This is a genomic window from Corynebacterium halotolerans YIM 70093 = DSM 44683 (genome assembly GCF_000341345.1).
GTDB lineage: Bacteria > Actinomycetota > Actinomycetes > Mycobacteriales > Mycobacteriaceae > Corynebacterium > Corynebacterium halotolerans.
Genome location: NC_020302.1, coordinates 1,154,546 through 1,168,711, shown reverse-complemented (window position 1 = coordinate 1,168,711; position 14,166 = coordinate 1,154,546). Strand labels below are relative to the sequence as shown.

Genomic DNA, 14,166 nt, shown 5'->3' with positions numbered 1-14,166 from the left:
GTACAGGAGGGATCGAAGTGAAAGCACTGACCTGGCAAGGAAAGCGAAACGTGAGTGTCGAGACCGTACCTGACCCGGTACTCCGTGAGGACAACGACGCGATCATCGAGGTGACCTCGACGGCGATCTGCGGCTCGGACCTTCACCTCTACGAGGTGCTCGGCCCGTTCATGGACGAAGGTGACATCATCGGCCACGAGCCGATGGGACGCGTCGTCGAGGCCGGTTCGGCCTCCAACCTCTCGGTCGGCGACCGGGTGGTCATCCCGTTCCCCATCGCCTGTGGGTCCTGCTGGATGTGTCGGCGCGGCCTGTACACACAGTGCGAGACCACCCAGGTCAGGGAACACGGCTCCGGAGCCAGCCTGTTCGGCTACTCCCGGCTCTACGGCTCAGTGCCGGGTGGGCAGGCGGAGTACCTGCGGGTCCCGCACGCGAACTTCAACCCGATCAAGGTCGGTGACGAGCTTCCCGACCACCGCTACCTCTTCCTCAGCGACGTGCTGCCCACCGCCTGGCAGGCCGTGAAGTACGCCGACGTCGGCGAAGGCGACACGCTGGCGGTGTTCGGGCTGGGGCCCATCGGCCAGATGTCCGCCCGCATCGGCCGCCACCTGGGTGCGCGGGTGTTCGGCATCGACCCGGTGCCCGAGCGCCGCGCCATGGCCGCCCGCCACGGTGTCGAGGTCTTCGACTTCGGTGAGGACACCAATGACGCCATCCGCGACGCCACCGAGGGCCGCGGTCCCGACGGCGTCGTCGATGCGGTCGGCATGGAGGCCCACGGCTCCCCGGTCGGCAAGGTCGCCCACCAGGCCGTCGGCATGCTTCCCGACGCCGTGGGACGCAAGATGATGAAGACCGCCGGCCTTGACCGCCTGGGCGCCCTGCACTCCTCCATCGACCTGGTCCGCCGCGGCGGCACGCTCTCCCTGTCCGGTGTCTACGGCGGAACGGCCAGCCCGATGCCGATGCTCACACTCTTCGACAAGCAGATTCAGCTGCGTATGGGACAGTGCAACGTCAAGGCCTGGATCGACGACATCCTGCCCCTGGTCGAGGATCCCGCCGACCCCCTCGGCGTCGACGACCTCGTCACCCACCGGGTGCCGCTGAGCGAGGGGCCGGAGGCCTACGAGAAATTCCAGAAGAAGGAGGACGGCTGCATCAAGGTCGTCTTGGACCCGCAGGCGAAGCCGGGAACCCCGGGCGGGGAGAGTGAGAACTGATGAGCACGTCTCTGTGGCATGACCACGCCCCGGACTATCCCACCTCCCCGTTCCCCACCAGCGCACACGTCGACGTCGCGGTCGTCGGCGCCGGGTTCACCGGCCTGATCACCGCGCTGTTGCTCGCCGAGGCCGGCCGCAGCGTCGCCGTGCTTGAGGCCCGCCAGGTGGGTGCGGGCGCCAGCGGGGCCACCACCGCCAAGACCACCCTGCTGCAGGGCACCCGCCTGTCGACGCTGACCAGGACCCACAACAAGGAGCTGGCGGCCGACTACCTGAGTGCCAGCCGGCTCGGCCAGGACTGGCTGCGCGAGTTCTGCCGGGACCATGGTGTGGACACTCACACCACCAGCGCCTTCACCTTCGCCGCCACGGAGAAGGGCGTGCAGCAGGTCGAGGCCGAGCACCGAGCGGCCCACGATCTGGGACTGCCCACCGTTCTCCACGACAACCTGGTCACCCCCTTCCCCGTGCAGGCCGCCGTAGAGTTGCCGGAGCAGCTCCAGCTCAACCCCGCCGACCTGCTTTCCGCGCTGTGCCGGGCGGTCACGGACGCCGGCGCGACCATCACGGAGCAGGCCCGCGTCACCGAGGTCCTGCCCCGCGAGGCCCCGTCCCGGGTGGAGATCAGTACCTCGGCCGGTGATCTGACCGCCGACCGGGTCGTCCTCGCCACGGCCACCCCGATCCTGGACAAACGCACCACCACCATGGAGCTGGTGCCCCAGCGCTCCTACCTGTGCGCCTTCGATCCCGCCCCGAACGCCGCCCTGCCCGACGGGATGTTCATCTCGGTGGAGTCCCCGTCCGTCTCGCTGCGCACCCACACGCTGGGTGAAGAGACGAAGCTCCTGGTCGGTGGGTACGGGCACCGGACGGGTCAATCCCGCAGCACCGTGGAGCGGCTGACGGAGATCGAGAACTGGACCACCGAGCACTTCCCCGGCACGCGCCGCACCCACGGCTGGTCCGCCCAGGACTACCACCCCGTCAGCATGGTGCCCATGGTGGAGACCCTCCACTGGGGCGAGGGACTGGTCCACTTCGCCGGTGGGTACAGCAAGTGGGGCATGACCTCGGCCCCGGCCGCGGCCCACCAGGTGGCCGACCTCGTACTCGAGCGGCCGGGGCGGGTGACCTTCGGGTCCCCCTCCACCCTGGGCACGGCGAAGACCACCGCGCAGATGCAGAGCGGTGCGACAACCTCGCAGGTGAGTAATCTGGTGCAGGCGGTCACGGGGGCAGGCGACGACCGGGGAGACGGCCCGGACGACTCCACCACCGACGACAGCGACGCGAACGTCGGCCGGGAGGGCCTGCGCCCCGTCGGTGAGGCGACCGTCAACGGTCAGGCCTGCCGGGTGAGCCTGACCTGTCCGCACCTGGGTGGAACATTGGCCTGGAACGACGCGGAGGAGTCCTGGGACTGCCCGCTGCACGGCTCCCGATTCACCGCCGACGGCACGCTGCTCGAGGGGCCCGCGGTTGGCGACCTGAAGCGGCTCTGACCCCACCGTGCCCGCTGTGCCCGGCCCCACCCTCATGAAAGGAAGGCACATGTCCGATTCCCCGCAGACCACGACCTCCGATCTGATCGTCGACCGGCTCCGCACCTGGGGAGTGGAGCGGGTCTACGGTTACGCCGGTGACGGCAACAACCCCCTGCTCGGTGCGCTGCGCCGGGCAGGGGGCTCCCCCGAGTTCATCTCCGCGCGCCACGAGGAGGGCGCGGCGTTCATGGCTGTCGGCGAGGCCAAGTACGGCGAGCGCGTCGGCGTGGTCTCATCCACGCAGGGGCCCGGCGCGGTGCACCTGCTCAACGGACTCTACGACGCGAAGCTCGATCATGCGCCGGTCGTGGCCCTGGTGGCCCAGCAGCACCGCTCGGCCCTGGGCTCGGGCCACCAGCAGGAGCTCGATCTGCAGCACCTCTTCGCCGACGTGTCCTCGCCGTTCATCCAGTTCGTGGCCGCCCCGGAGCAGCTGCCCATGGTGCTCGACCGGGCGTTCCGCTCCGCGCTGGCGAACTCGCAGCCGTCTGTGGTCATCCTGCCGCACGATGTGCAGCAGGCCCCGGCGCCCGACCTCGGGCAGAGCCACGGTGAGGTCGTCACCTCCCCGCGTTGGACCACCGGTGAGGTCATCCCGCGCGGGGAGGACCTGGACGCGGCCGCGGAGGTGATCGCCGCGGGCGAGAAGATCGGCATCCTGGCCGGCCGGGGAGTGCGTCACGCGCAGGAGGAGCTCATCGCCCTGGCCGAGCGCCTGGGCGCGGGCGTGACGATGAGTCTGCTGGGCAAGCCCTATGTCGACGAGTCCCACCCGTTGGTGGCGGGCACCATGGGGCACCTGGGCACCACTGCCTCGGCGCACGTGCTCCAGGAGTGCGACACACTGCTGATCATCGGCTCCGACGATCCGTGGACGGAGTTCTACCCCGTCCCGGGCACCGCCCGTGCCATCCAGCTCGACGTCGATCCCGCCATGATCGGCAACCGCTATCCCGTCGAGGTGGGGCTGGTCGGCCATGCGGCCCCGGGTATCCGGGCGCTGCTGGAACGCCTGCCTGAACGCGGGGACACGCCGTGGCGGCGTGAGGTCGAGGAGCAGATCAGGATCTGGCACGAGATCTCCCGCCTGCGCTCGGAGGTTCCGGCGCGGCCGCTCAACCCGGAGCTGGTGGCCCGCGGGCTCTCCGCCCGGGTGCCCGAGGACGCGCAGCTGGCCGTCGACGTCGGCAGCGCCGTCTACCACTACGTGCGCCAGATGTCCCTGCCGACCTCGGTGCCCGCGCATGTGTCGAGCACCCTGGCCTCGATGGGCTGCGCGGTGCCGTACGCCGTGGCCGCCAAGGAGGTGGCGCCCGACCGTCCGATGGTGGTGCTGGCCGGCGACGGCGCCATGGAGATGCTGGGCATCAACGAACTGATCACGGTGGCCGAGCGCTGGCGCGGCTGGGGCAACCCGCGCTTCGTGCTGTTGGTCCTCCACAACCGGGACCTCGCTGAGGTCAGCTGGGAACAGCGCGAGTCCGAGGCAGAGCCGCGTTTCGACGCCTCCCAGGAGGTCCCGCGCTTCGATTTCGCCGCCTACGCCGAACAGCTGGGCCTGCACGGGATGCGGCTGCACGATGCCGCGGCGCTGGACCGGGTGCTCGACGAGGCGTTCACCGTCGAGCGCCCCGTGGTCATCGAGGTGCTCACGGATCCGGATGTGCCGCTGCTGCCGCCGTTCCCGCACGGGAGGCAGATGCTGGAGTCGATGCGCCAGGGCCTGGCCGCCGAGGGTGAGGCCGGGAAGCATGGCCTCCAGCTGCTCAACCACTACGCGGAGATCGAGGAGCAGCGCAGGTAGAGGGGTCCGGGCCGCTCCCTGCTCCTGACCCTGCACGTGGCCGCGGATCAGACCGTCAGACCGAGACCCCGCCCGACCGGTTCCTCCGGTCGGGCGGGGTCTGTGACTGTCACGTGTGGTGTGGTCAGCGCCCGACGATCTTGAAGAACGTGCTCGGCTCGCCGCCGGACTTCTCGTCCTGGTAGAGCAGGGCGAGGCTCTCATTCTCGAATTTCTCGAACCATTCGTCCCAGCTGATGTGGGTGAGTTCGTCCTCCCCGGCCCCACCGGGGAAGTCGAAGCGGAGGATCCCCGCCTCGTCAGCACCGCTTTCGGTACCGGCGACAGTGGCGGGAACGCCGTCGCGCTCCTCCACCCACTTGCGGATGGTGTCGTGGTCGAAAGTCGTCTTGGCCTCGTTCATGTCCATTGTCCCTCTCCTTCTCGTGCGTGTGGTGGCCTGCGGTCGCCGTCAGACGGAGATGATCTCGAGGAGATCACCCACCCGGTCCTCGGGGAGGCTGCGGGCCACGTCGGCCTGGGCGAGCATGCCGACCAGGTCGTGATCGTCGATGACCGGCAGACGGCGGAGCTTGTGTTCCTTCATGGTGCGCAGTGCCTCGTCGACGGAGTCGTCCGCACCGATGGTCACGGGCTTGCCCTCGGCCAGCGAGCCGGCGGTGGCGGTCTTGGGGTCGTGGCCGTCGGCCAGACACTTGACCACGATGTCGCGGTCGGTCAGCATCCCCTTGAGCCGGTTGTCCTCACCGCAGATGGGCAGGGAGCCGACGTCCAGCTCCCGCATCTTCCGGGCGGCGATCTCCAGGGTGTCGTTCTCACCGATGCACTCGGCGCCGGGGGTCATGATCTCGCGTGCGGTCGTCATGTCTGGTCACCTCTCTGCTGTTGCAGGACGCGGCAACCGGCCCGGGGCCGTGGCAGTGGAGTTCTCGTCACGTCCCCGTCCGTCTCGCGTCCGGGAAATCTGTCGATCATCTGCCCACGCACCGCTGTGATCCGGTGCGTGGCCCCAGCCTAGGTACGCCGCCGCAGATAATCGAGGAGAGGTCAATCCCCCACCGGACTCGTTAGACAGTTGTTATATGTCCCGTTGGTCCCCGTCGGTCCCCGTCGTCGCCCCGCTCCAGCGCGGGGAAGACGACGTCCCGGCTCAACGGCGCGAGCACCGGATCCCGGGAATCCGCGGGGAACCAGCGCGCCTCGGCGATCTCCTCCCGCACCGTGGGCAGCGCCTCGAGGGGCTCGGACCAGACGAACACGTCGCACTCGACGCCGAAGCCGGGTTCGTTGGCCGCCGGGGCGGTGAAGCACCCGAGGAAACCCAGCCGCTCCGGGTCCAGTTCCCGGCCGAGCTCCTCGGCGACCTCGCGGACGGCGGCCTGCAGCCCGGTCTCCCCCGGCTCGAGCTTGCCGCCGGGCAGCATGAACGCCTCCGTGCCCGCCTTCCGCACGGACAGCACCCGGCCGGTACGGTCCCGGAGGACGACGGCGGCGATGCGCAGGGTCCCCATCCCTCACCACTCCAGCGCGAAATCGACGGGGAGATGGCCGTGCGCGGCGAAGTGCACGGCCTCCTGCTCGGCCCACATGCCCCACCACGGCGCGTAGCCGGGGTCGCGGGCCAGGGCCCGGGCCCGGCGCTCGTCGGCGGGGGCGTCGAGACGCACGGTGAGCACCTCGCCGAGGGCCCGGGCCGCGGTGACCGACGCCTCCGTGACCGCGCCGACCCCCTCGATCACCACCGATTCCGCGGGGTCGAGCGCCACCCAGTCACCGGGGGCGTCCGCCTCCCAGTCCCAGCGCCGGAAACCCGGGCGCACGGGGTCGAGCACATCCTCGACGACCATCCGGGACGCCGCCGCCAGCCCCGACCAGCCGGGGTAGAAGTCGTCGAGGTGGACCACCGTCAGGCCGACGCGGGCCGCGACCGCCTTGGCGAAGGTCGTCTTGCCGGCCCCGGACGGGCCGTCGACCAGCACCGTCACCCTGTTCACGCGACCCCCAGAAAACGGAAGGAGCCGGTGGCCACGGCGATGGCGATGGCGCTGCCCGACGCCGCCAGGGCGACGGCCATGACGATCCAGTCGATGGCGTGCAGCCGCGACTCCCGCGCCCACGTACGCCGTCCCGCCCGGCCGAATCCGCGGGCCTCCATGGCGGTGGCGAGCTTCGAGCCACGCCGCAGGGCGAGCACCAGCAGCCCGAAGGCCAGCGTGAGCCAGTAGCGGATACGCCCCTGATCGGCGATGCCGCGCGCCCGACGTGCCCGGCGCATGGAGGCCAGGTCGTCGCGGAACAGGGAGACCAGCCGCACGGCGGCGACCGCGCCGATGACGAAGCGCTCGGGCAGCCGGAGCACCTGGGCCAGGCCGTCGCCCAGGTCCGTGGGGTCGATGTCCGCGGTGAGCACCATCACCGGCAGGCCGATGGCGAGCACGCGGACGAAGATGGCAGTGGCCAGGGACAGGGAGTTGTCGGTGACGTGGATGAACAGCAGCTCGAAGTGGGTCTGCCCCTCGGGTCGCCCGTAGAGGGCCATGGGGATCGCCGCCAGGGGTGCGGCGAGCAGCACCGGCCAGCCGCGGCGCAGCAGTCGGGCCCAGCCGACCCCGCACAGGGGCGCGACCAGCAGGGTGAAGGCCAGGGCGACGGTCGCGGAGACCAGGTCGACCGACAGCAGCAGTGGGGTGGTCAGCAGAATCAGCGCCAGGATCCGGGTGACGGGGTTGACGCCGGCGATCAGGTTCACCGGATCTGCACCTCCTGGTCGCCGAGGGCGGCGATGAACGTCTCGTCGTGGGTGATCGAGGCGACCGTGGTGCCGGCGGCGGTCAGCTCGCGCAGCAGGCCGACGAGCTCCGCGAAGGTCTGGTCGTCCTGGCCGAAGGTCGGTTCGTCGAGGATGAGCAGCTGCGGGGCGGAGACCAGCGCGGTGGCCACCGACAGGCGGCGTTTCTCCCCGCCCGAGAGAGTGAAGGGGTTGGCGCCCGCCAGGTGCCGCAGGCGCAGCCGGTCCAGCAGGTGGTCGATGCGGTCCCGATCTCCCCCGCCGACCGCCATCTCCGCGGCGACGGTGCGGGCGACGAACTGGTGCTCGGGGTCCTGGAAGACGAAGCCGATGCGGTCGGCCAGGTCGGCCGAGGACCAGGTGTGGGCGGGACCCGACAGGCCGCGGCACAGGTGCTCGGAGTAACCGAGGACGCCACCCCGGGGCTCGAGCAGACCCGCCAGGGTCAGCGCGAGGGTGGACTTGCCGGAGCCGTTGGGTCCGGTGATCACGGTGGAGGTGCCCTCCGGCAGCGTGAGCGTGCGGGGTGGACCCCACTCGGTGAGCAGCTCGCGGGCGTCGAGAAGCGCGGGAGTGCCGGCCGGAACGCCGACCGCCGGCGGCAGCGCGGGCGGGGTGGGCAGCTCATCGGCGCCGATGTCCGCCAGGCCGTCGGCGGTCAGGTGCAGCAGCCGGTCGACGACCGGCACCCAGTGGTGGGCGCGGTGTTCGGCGATGATCAGCGTCGCTCCGGTCTCGGTGACGGCCTGGTCGACGGCCTCGACGACCTCCCGGCGGCCGGCGGGATCGAGGTTCGCGGTCGGCTCGTCGAGCAGGATGATGTCCGCCCCCATGGCCAGCACCCCGGCCAGGGCCAGGCGCTGCTTCTGCCCGCCGGACAGCTGCCGCGTCGGGTGATCCAGCGGCAGGTCGAGGCCGACCATGGCCAGGGCGGCCGGTACGCGCCGCCAGATCTCCTCGCGCGGGAGGCCGAGGTTCTCGCAGCCGAAGGCGACGTCGTCCCCGATGCCGGAGGCGATGACCTGGGAATCGGGATCCTGGAGGACCATGCCGGCGGTGCCGGTCGCCTCGATCGAACCGCGGGCCTCGCCGTCCTCCTCGTCGCCGAGCAGGCCGGCGACCGCCGCCAGCAGGGTGGACTTGCCCGCCCCGGAGTCGCCGGTGAGCAGGATCCGCTCGCCTGGGGCGACGTCGAGATCCACCCCGGAGAGCGCGAACGTCTTCCGAGAGGCGTGGCGCCAGGAGAAGGCGTGCGCCCGGATCCGGCCGGGCACGGCGCCCGTCATGCCGTGCGGCCGGCGGCGAAACGGTCGAGCGCCCCGGTCCGTGCCAGCGCCTTGACCAGCCAGTGGCCCAGCAGCCCGGCGAGGACGGCTCCGGAGACGAGCAGGCAGGTCAGGTAGATGGAGTTGAAGGTCAGCGACTTGGCGATGTTCGCCGAGGTGAACAGCTCGAGGACGAAGGCGCCGAGGCCGGCGGCGGCACCGGCGGCCATGGCCACGCCCACACCGAAGCGCCGGTAGCCGAAGACGGCGAAGACCAGCTCGGCGCCCACGCCCTGGGCCAGGCCCGAGTAGAGGGTCTCAATCCCCCAGTGGTTGCCCAGGGCGGCGGAGACCAGTGCGGCGATGACCTCGACGAAGACCGCGGCCCCGGGCTTGCGGATGACCAGCCCGCCGATCACGCCACCCAGCAGCCAGACGCCGGCGACCAGGCCGCCGAAGCCCGGGGTCAGGGCGTCGAGGGCGGTGAAGCCGGCGAAGCCGATACCGTTCCACACCCAGAAGATCAGTCCGCAGGCCACGCCGAGGACGGCGGCGATGATGATGTCGATCACCCGCCACGAGGGGCGCTTCCGGCGCCGGTCCGTCGGGCCGGCGGAGGGCAGGGTCGGGCCTGTGCTCATGTTTTCTCCCTAGCGTCGGTACTAACCGAATCAGGTTCGACGGTTCGCCGTGACGGCGTCTCAGCCCGGAATTTCACCGGGCACCCGTGGTGGTGTCGTTGCGCGACTACTCTAGCCCTCGAGATCGGCGGCGGTCCAACGGGTCCCCTCGTCCCCGCCGCGGCGTCGCCAGGCGACCTCGAGCCCGTCGCGGGTGCCGAAGCGCACGAGGTGCACGCCGACGACCCGCTCGAGCCGGTCGAGGGCGTCCTCGTCGCACTCCAGGTGGAGCAGCAGCACCCGGTCCCCGACGACCATGTCCACCTCGCCGATGGCCTCCCCGGCGAAGGTCAGGTGCCCGCGGCCGGACTCGGCGTCCCAACTGGTCTGCAGCTTGGTGGAGAAGTGGGAGGCCAGTTGCTTGCCGTAGCGTCCCGGCCGGTCGGTCTTCACGCGGGCGGTCGAGGAAGCGGTCATGACTGGCTAATCTACCCCAGCGCGCGCAGCAATCCCGAATGCAGGGGCGTATCGACGCCGTGGGCCGCCCCGATCCGGCACACCGCGCCGACCTGCGCGTCCAGCTCGCCGGGATCCCCCGCGGCCAGGTCGCGCTGCATGGAACTGGTGGCCTCGGCGGGCATCCGGTCGGCGAAGGCCATGGTGCGGGCGACCGCGTGGTCGGCCAGCGGCACACCGTCGGCCCGGGCGACGGCGTGGACCTCCCGCATCAGGGCCTCCAGACGGGTGCGTTCGACGGTGCGCAGGTGGCCCAGCGGCCGGCCCGTCCACGCTCCGAGGCCCCCGAAGCAGGTGACGAACATGGCTTTCTCCCAGACCTCGGCCCAGATGTCGGGGTGCACCGTGGCCTCGATGCCGGCCTCGTTGAGGGCGGCGGCCAGCTCGTCGACGGTGGCGTCCGCGCGCCCGTCGAAGGTGCCGAAGGTGTAGGAGATCGGCCCGCCGTGGAACTCGACCCGGCCGGGCCCGGTGTGGTGGAAGAACCCGCGGACCACGCCCGGCAGGGTGCGCCCGCGGCCGACGACCTCGGCGACCCGGGTGGGCACCTCCACCGCGTTCTGGGTGACGGCCACCAGGGCGTGCCCGGGCGCCCCGGACAGCAGCTCCCCCACGTTCGTCCCGCCGGTGGCCTTGACCGTGAGGAAGACGACGTCGCAGTCCCCCACCTCCGCGAGCGAGCCCACCGCGGTGACTTTCAGCGGTGGCTCGTCGTTGAGCCGGAGCCCCTCGGTGATCAGGGCGTCCAGGGTGGCGCCGCGGGCGACGAAGACGACGTCGTGCCCCGCGGCGGCCAGTCGGCCGCCGAACCAGCCGCCGACGGCGCCGGCACCGATGAATGCGATCCTCATGGCGTCCAGTTTAGAACCGGTGCTCCGGCACGCGGGCCATGATCTGGCTAATCTGGCGGTCACCGATGCACGTTCAACCGAATCCGAAAGGTGGCCCCGATGGCCGGTGGACTGGTAGCACTGCTCGATGATGTGGCGTTGATTGCGCGAACCGCGGCCTCCAGCGTGGACGATGTGGCTGCCGCCGCGGGCCGCACCAGTATGAAGGCCGCGGGCGTGGTGGTCGACGACGCCGCCGTCACCCCGCGGTTCGTCTCGGGGGTGACCCCGGCGCGCGAGCTGCCGATGATCTGGCGGATCACCAAGGGATCGCTGATCAACAAGCTCGTCATCATCCTCCCCATCGCCCTGCTGCTGTCGTGGATCGCGCCCTGGGCGCTGACCCCGATCCTCATGGTGGGCGGCACCTACCTGTGCTTCGAGGGCGCGGAGAAGGTCCTCGGCCGGGTGCTCGGCCACGAGAAGAAGGAGAAACCGGCGAAGGACAAGGGCCCCGACGCCGAGGACAACCTGGTCAAGGGGGCGATCACCACGGATCTCATCCTCTCCGCGGAGATCATGGTCATCTCGCTCAACGAGGTCGCCGACGAAACGTTCCTCCTCCGTACCGTCGTGCTCGTCCTCGTGGCTCTCGGCATCACCGCCCTGGTGTACGGCGCGGTGGCGCTGCTGGTGAAGATGGACGACATCGGCCTGGCCCTGGTCGGGCGCGGCGGAGCGGCCGCCGGCTTCGGTCGTGGTCTGGTCGCCGCCATGCCCAAGGTGCTCGCGGCGATCTCGATCGTCGGCACCTTCGCGATGCTCTGGGTCGGCGGCCACATCATCGTCCTCGGGCTCGAGGAGTTCGGTCTCACCTGGCCCTACGACTTCATCCACGGGCTGGAGGTCGGTGCCGGGGGCGGTTTCCTGGGCTGGCTGGTCAACACCTTCTTCTCCCTGATCGTCGGTCTGATCTGGGGTGTGGTCGTCGTCCTCCTCATCGAGGGCATCAAGAAGCTCACCGGCGCCGGCCGCGAAGCGCACTCAGGGCACTGAATCCGATCCGGTGGCGGTGCCGCCGACCGGCACCGCCCCGTGCGGGATACACCGGTGCCGAGGCGTCGAACTCACCGCCGGAGCGGGGCCCACCCCACCCCCGCCACAGCCCTAGATGAACAGCAGCAGGGAGACCGCCATGATCGCCATACCGGCGACGAGCCCGTAGATGGCGGTGTGGTGGCGGCCGGTGGCCACGGCGGTGGGCAGCAGCTCATCCAGGCAGATGAACACCATGATGCCGGCGACCGCGGCGAACGACAGCCCGAGTGTGACCGGCCCCAGGAAGGGCATGAGCAGGGCGAAGCCGACGAGCGCGCCGGCCGGTTCCGCCAGGCCGGAGACCGTGGACCAGGCCAGCGCCTTACGCCGGGAGCCGGTGGCCTGGCGGATGGGCACGGCCACCGCCACCCCCTCGGGGACGTTGTGGATGGCGATCGCGAGCGCGACGGGGATCGCGATGGACGCGTCCTCCAGGCCGGCGATGAAGGTGGCGAAGCCCTCCGGAAAGTTGTGGATGGCGATCGCCCCGGCGGTGAACACGCCCATCTTCATCATGCGCCGGCGTTGCGCGGACAGCTGGGGGTCCGCGCTGATACCCCGCTCGTGCGGGTTGATCGGTTCCGGCACGAGCCGGTCGATGACCGCGATCAGCGCGATACCGGCGAAGAAGGCCCCCACCGCCGCCCACGCGCCGGTGCGCTCCCCCCATGCCGTGCCGAGCTCGTCGAAGGCCTTGGGCAGAATCTCCAGGAAGGACACGTAGAGCATCACACCCGCGGACAGGCCGAGGGCGCCGGCCAGGAACCGGGGTCCCTGGTCCTTCCTGAGCACCGCGATCAAACCGCCGATGCCCGTCGCGAGGCCTGCGAAGAGTGTCAGCCCGAAAGCGAAGAGCACCGTCGACACGTCATACATGACAGCTCAGTCTAGCTACCGGCCGGTTCGCCCCCGGAGCCGGACTCGGGGCCCGTGGTCTCGCCCGGTTCCACCGTCTCCACCTGGGCCTTGCGCAGCTCCACCCGGATGATGCGGTTACCGGAGATCTCGGCGACCTCGAGCTGGTAGCGGATGAGCCCGGGGTTCTCGTCATCCTCGGCGTCGGCGGTGAACGACGCCGGGACGGGCACGGTGTCGCCCTCCCGTCCGAGGCGGCCCAGTTGGGTGATCATCCAACCGGCGACCGTCTCGTAGGGGCCCTCGGGCAGGGTGATGCCGGTGGCGTCGGCGAAGTCCTCCAGGTTCGTCCCGGCGTCGAGCAGCCGCGACTCGTGCAGGGCCATGACGGCGCGGCGTTCCTCGCGGTCGTACTCGTCCCAGATCTCGCCGACGAGCTCCTCGAGCAGGTCCTCGAGGGTGACCATGCCGTCGGTGCCGCCGTACTCGTCGACGACGATCGCGATGTGGTGGCCGGAGGCGCGCATCTGCGACATCGCCTTCGGCAGCTTGGCGGTCCCGGGCAGCTGGAGGATCGGGCGGATGAGCTGGCGGATGCGTATCCCACTGCGGCCGGTCGCCGCGTGTTCGAGGAGGTCGCGGACATGGATGAAGCCGATGACCATGTCGATGGAGTCCTCGTAGACCGGGTAGCGCGAATAGGGCCGGCCGGTGATGTCGGCGGCGACCTCGTCGACGGTCTGCTCTCCGTCGTAGGCGATCATGTCCGAGCGGTGGCGCATGACCTCGCCGACGAGCCGGTCACCGGCCTCGAAGACGTCGGTGACCAGCTCCCGCTCGGAGGGGTCGAAGCCGCCGTGGCTGGTGACGATGTCGCGGACCTCCTCGTTGCTCATCTCCTCGGTCCGGGCGTTCGGGTCGAAGCCGAGCGCGCGCAGAAGCAGGTTCGACGAGGAGTTGACGATCCAGATCACCGGGCGCATCAGGGTGGCGAACACGCCCAACGGCGGGGCGACGATCAGGCTGAAGCTCTCGGCCTTCTGCATCGCCATGCGTTTGGGGACCAGCTCGCCGAGGACCAGTGAGAGGTAGGAGACGATCAGCGTCATGACCACCAGGGCCGTGATCGAGGCGGCGCCCTCGCTGAAGCCCCAGCCCTCCAGGATCGGGGCGATCTGCGGGGCGATGGTGGAGGCGCCGAACGCCGAGGAGAAGAAGCCGGCGAAGGTCACTCCGATCTGCACCGCGGAGAGGAAGAGCCCGGAGTCCCGGGCCAGCGTCGCGACCTTGCGGCCCGCCCCGGTACCACGCTCCATCTTCCGGATCTGCGACTCGCGCAGACTGACCAGGGCCATCTCCGTCGCGGCGAAGACCCCGCCGATGATGACGAAGATGACGACGAGAAGCGCGTTCAACGCGATGCCGCCCATGGTTTAGCCGACCCCGCTTCCGGGTTCCGTGCCGGGCAGGCACCCCTCCGGGCCGCACACGAGCGCCCCGTCGGTGTTGTCCTGCCCCGGCAGACTCACCAGCCCAGTGAAGCTGAAGCCGGGACTCGGGGGTTGGTCGGGATCTCTCTGGTCCATATCACTATTCATACCGATTGACACA

The 14,166-nt window shown here is 70.5% G+C and carries 15 protein-coding genes and 1 riboswitch; of the genes, 4 read left to right on the top strand and 11 right to left on the bottom strand.

The features are described from left to right. The first annotated feature begins 17 nt into the window (after positions 1–17). From A605_RS05530 to A605_RS05520, 3 genes are read left to right on the top strand one after another with little or no spacing between them, the layout of a single operon-like run. Complete coding sequence (locus tag A605_RS05530) at positions 18–1,229, top strand: zinc-dependent alcohol dehydrogenase (protein WP_042440072.1); 1,212 nt, start codon at positions 18–20, stop codon at positions 1,227–1,229. Further along, positions 1,229–2,737, top strand: coding sequence for an FAD-dependent oxidoreductase (locus tag A605_RS05525; RefSeq protein ID WP_015400517.1), 1,509 nt, complete (start codon positions 1,229–1,231; stop codon positions 2,735–2,737). The genes A605_RS05530 and A605_RS05525 overlap by 1 nt, the downstream gene beginning before the upstream one ends. A gap of 49 nt (positions 2,738–2,786) precedes the next feature. Beyond that, a complete protein-coding gene (locus A605_RS05520) occupies positions 2,787–4,583 on the top strand; it encodes a thiamine pyrophosphate-requiring protein (protein ID WP_015400516.1) in 1,797 nt (598 codons plus the stop codon). Positions 4,584–4,707: 124 nt separating this feature from the next. Here A605_RS05520 and A605_RS05515 read toward each other — a convergent pair whose 3' ends face one another. From A605_RS05515 to A605_RS05475, 9 genes are all read right to left on the bottom strand, one after another. Next, positions 4,708–4,992 (bottom strand): hypothetical protein, encoded by a 285-nt coding sequence (locus tag A605_RS05515; RefSeq protein WP_015400515.1) that lies wholly within the window; start codon positions 4,990–4,992, stop codon positions 4,708–4,710. 42 nt (positions 4,993–5,034) lie between these two features. Then, positions 5,035–5,448 carry a CBS domain-containing protein gene (locus A605_RS05510; RefSeq protein ID WP_015400514.1) on the bottom strand — a complete coding sequence of 138 codons (414 nt, stop codon included), beginning with the start codon at positions 5,446–5,448 and terminating at the stop codon, positions 5,035–5,037. 202 nt (positions 5,449–5,650) lie between these two features. Further along, the gene (locus A605_RS05505) at positions 5,651–6,094 is read right to left on the bottom strand and encodes an NUDIX hydrolase (RefSeq protein ID WP_015400513.1); all 444 of its coding nucleotides are present in this window, start codon (positions 6,092–6,094) and stop codon (positions 5,651–5,653) included. Positions 6,095–6,097: 3 nt separating this feature from the next. Beyond that, on the bottom strand, positions 6,098–6,577 hold the full coding sequence (locus A605_RS05500; RefSeq protein ID WP_149029387.1) for an AAA family ATPase: 480 nt from the start codon (positions 6,575–6,577) through the stop codon (positions 6,098–6,100). Then, positions 6,574–7,332, bottom strand: a complete 759-nt coding sequence (locus A605_RS05495) for an energy-coupling factor transporter transmembrane component T family protein (protein WP_015400511.1) — start codon at positions 7,330–7,332, stop codon at positions 6,574–6,576. Before A605_RS05495 ends, A605_RS05500 begins: the two co-directional genes overlap by 4 nt. Continuing rightward, complete coding sequence (locus A605_RS05490) at positions 7,329–8,657, bottom strand: ABC transporter ATP-binding protein (protein ID WP_027004344.1); 1,329 nt, start codon at positions 8,655–8,657, stop codon at positions 7,329–7,331. The genes A605_RS05495 and A605_RS05490 overlap by 4 nt, the downstream gene beginning before the upstream one ends. Next, entirely contained in the window at positions 8,654–9,277 is a 624-nt protein-coding gene (locus tag A605_RS05485) for an ECF transporter S component (protein WP_015400509.1), read from the bottom strand. Before A605_RS05485 ends, A605_RS05490 begins: the two co-directional genes overlap by 4 nt. Beyond that, positions 9,267–9,375: riboswitch (TPP riboswitch) on the bottom strand. (Overlaps the previous gene by 11 nt.) Positions 9,376–9,388: 13 nt before the next feature. Continuing rightward, positions 9,389–9,733: a DUF2218 domain-containing protein gene (locus tag A605_RS05480; RefSeq protein WP_015400508.1), complete on the bottom strand. Its 345-nt coding sequence runs from the start codon at positions 9,731–9,733 to the stop codon at positions 9,389–9,391. Positions 9,734–9,744: 11 nt separating this feature from the next. Beyond that, positions 9,745–10,623 carry a 2-dehydropantoate 2-reductase gene (locus tag A605_RS05475; protein ID WP_015400507.1) on the bottom strand — a complete coding sequence of 293 codons (879 nt, stop codon included), beginning with the start codon at positions 10,621–10,623 and terminating at the stop codon, positions 9,745–9,747. Positions 10,624–10,722: 99 nt separating this feature from the next. Here A605_RS05475 and A605_RS05470 point away from each other — a divergent pair, with 99 nt between their 5' ends. Then, positions 10,723–11,658, top strand: coding sequence for a DUF808 domain-containing protein (locus tag A605_RS05470; RefSeq protein ID WP_015400506.1), 936 nt, complete (start codon positions 10,723–10,725; stop codon positions 11,656–11,658). A gap of 111 nt (positions 11,659–11,769) precedes the next feature. Here A605_RS05470 and zupT read toward each other — a convergent pair whose 3' ends face one another. Beyond that, positions 11,770–12,576 carry a zinc transporter ZupT gene (gene zupT, locus A605_RS05465; RefSeq protein ID WP_015400505.1) on the bottom strand — a complete coding sequence of 269 codons (807 nt, stop codon included), beginning with the start codon at positions 12,574–12,576 and terminating at the stop codon, positions 11,770–11,772. An 11-nt stretch (positions 12,577–12,587) separates the two neighbouring features. After that, entirely contained in the window at positions 12,588–13,985 is a 1,398-nt protein-coding gene (locus A605_RS05460) for a hemolysin family protein (protein WP_015400504.1), read from the bottom strand. Positions 13,986–14,166: the final 181 nt, after the last annotated feature.

What these genes read in the sequence shown, in the direction of transcription:
- A605_RS05490 (WP_027004344.1), bottom strand. Translation starts at nt 8,657, where the DNA reads ATGACGGGCGCCGTGCCCGGCCGGATCCGGGCGCACGCCTTCTCCTGG.
- A605_RS05510 (WP_015400514.1), bottom strand. Translation starts at nt 5,448, where the DNA reads ATGACGACCGCACGCGAGATCATGACCCCCGGCGCCGAGTGCATCGGT.
- zupT (WP_015400505.1), bottom strand. Translation starts at nt 12,576, where the DNA reads ATGTATGACGTGTCGACGGTGCTCTTCGCTTTCGGGCTGACACTCTTC.
- A605_RS05515 (WP_015400515.1), bottom strand. Translation starts at nt 4,992, where the DNA reads ATGGACATGAACGAGGCCAAGACGACTTTCGACCACGACACCATCCGC.
- A605_RS05480 (WP_015400508.1), bottom strand. Translation starts at nt 9,733, where the DNA reads ATGACCGCTTCCTCGACCGCCCGCGTGAAGACCGACCGGCCGGGACGC.
- A605_RS05520 (WP_015400516.1), top strand. Translation starts at nt 2,787, where the DNA reads ATGTCCGATTCCCCGCAGACCACGACCTCCGATCTGATCGTCGACCGG.
- A605_RS05485 (WP_015400509.1), bottom strand. Translation starts at nt 9,277, where the DNA reads ATGAGCACAGGCCCGACCCTGCCCTCCGCCGGCCCGACGGACCGGCGC.
- A605_RS05475 (WP_015400507.1), bottom strand. Translation starts at nt 10,623, where the DNA reads ATGAGGATCGCATTCATCGGTGCCGGCGCCGTCGGCGGCTGGTTCGGC.
- A605_RS05525 (WP_015400517.1), top strand. Translation starts at nt 1,229, where the DNA reads ATGAGCACGTCTCTGTGGCATGACCACGCCCCGGACTATCCCACCTCC.
- A605_RS05505 (WP_015400513.1), bottom strand. Translation starts at nt 6,094, where the DNA reads ATGGGGACCCTGCGCATCGCCGCCGTCGTCCTCCGGGACCGTACCGGC.
- A605_RS05470 (WP_015400506.1), top strand. Translation starts at nt 10,723, where the DNA reads ATGGCCGGTGGACTGGTAGCACTGCTCGATGATGTGGCGTTGATTGCG.
- A605_RS05460 (WP_015400504.1), bottom strand. Translation starts at nt 13,985, where the DNA reads ATGGGCGGCATCGCGTTGAACGCGCTTCTCGTCGTCATCTTCGTCATC.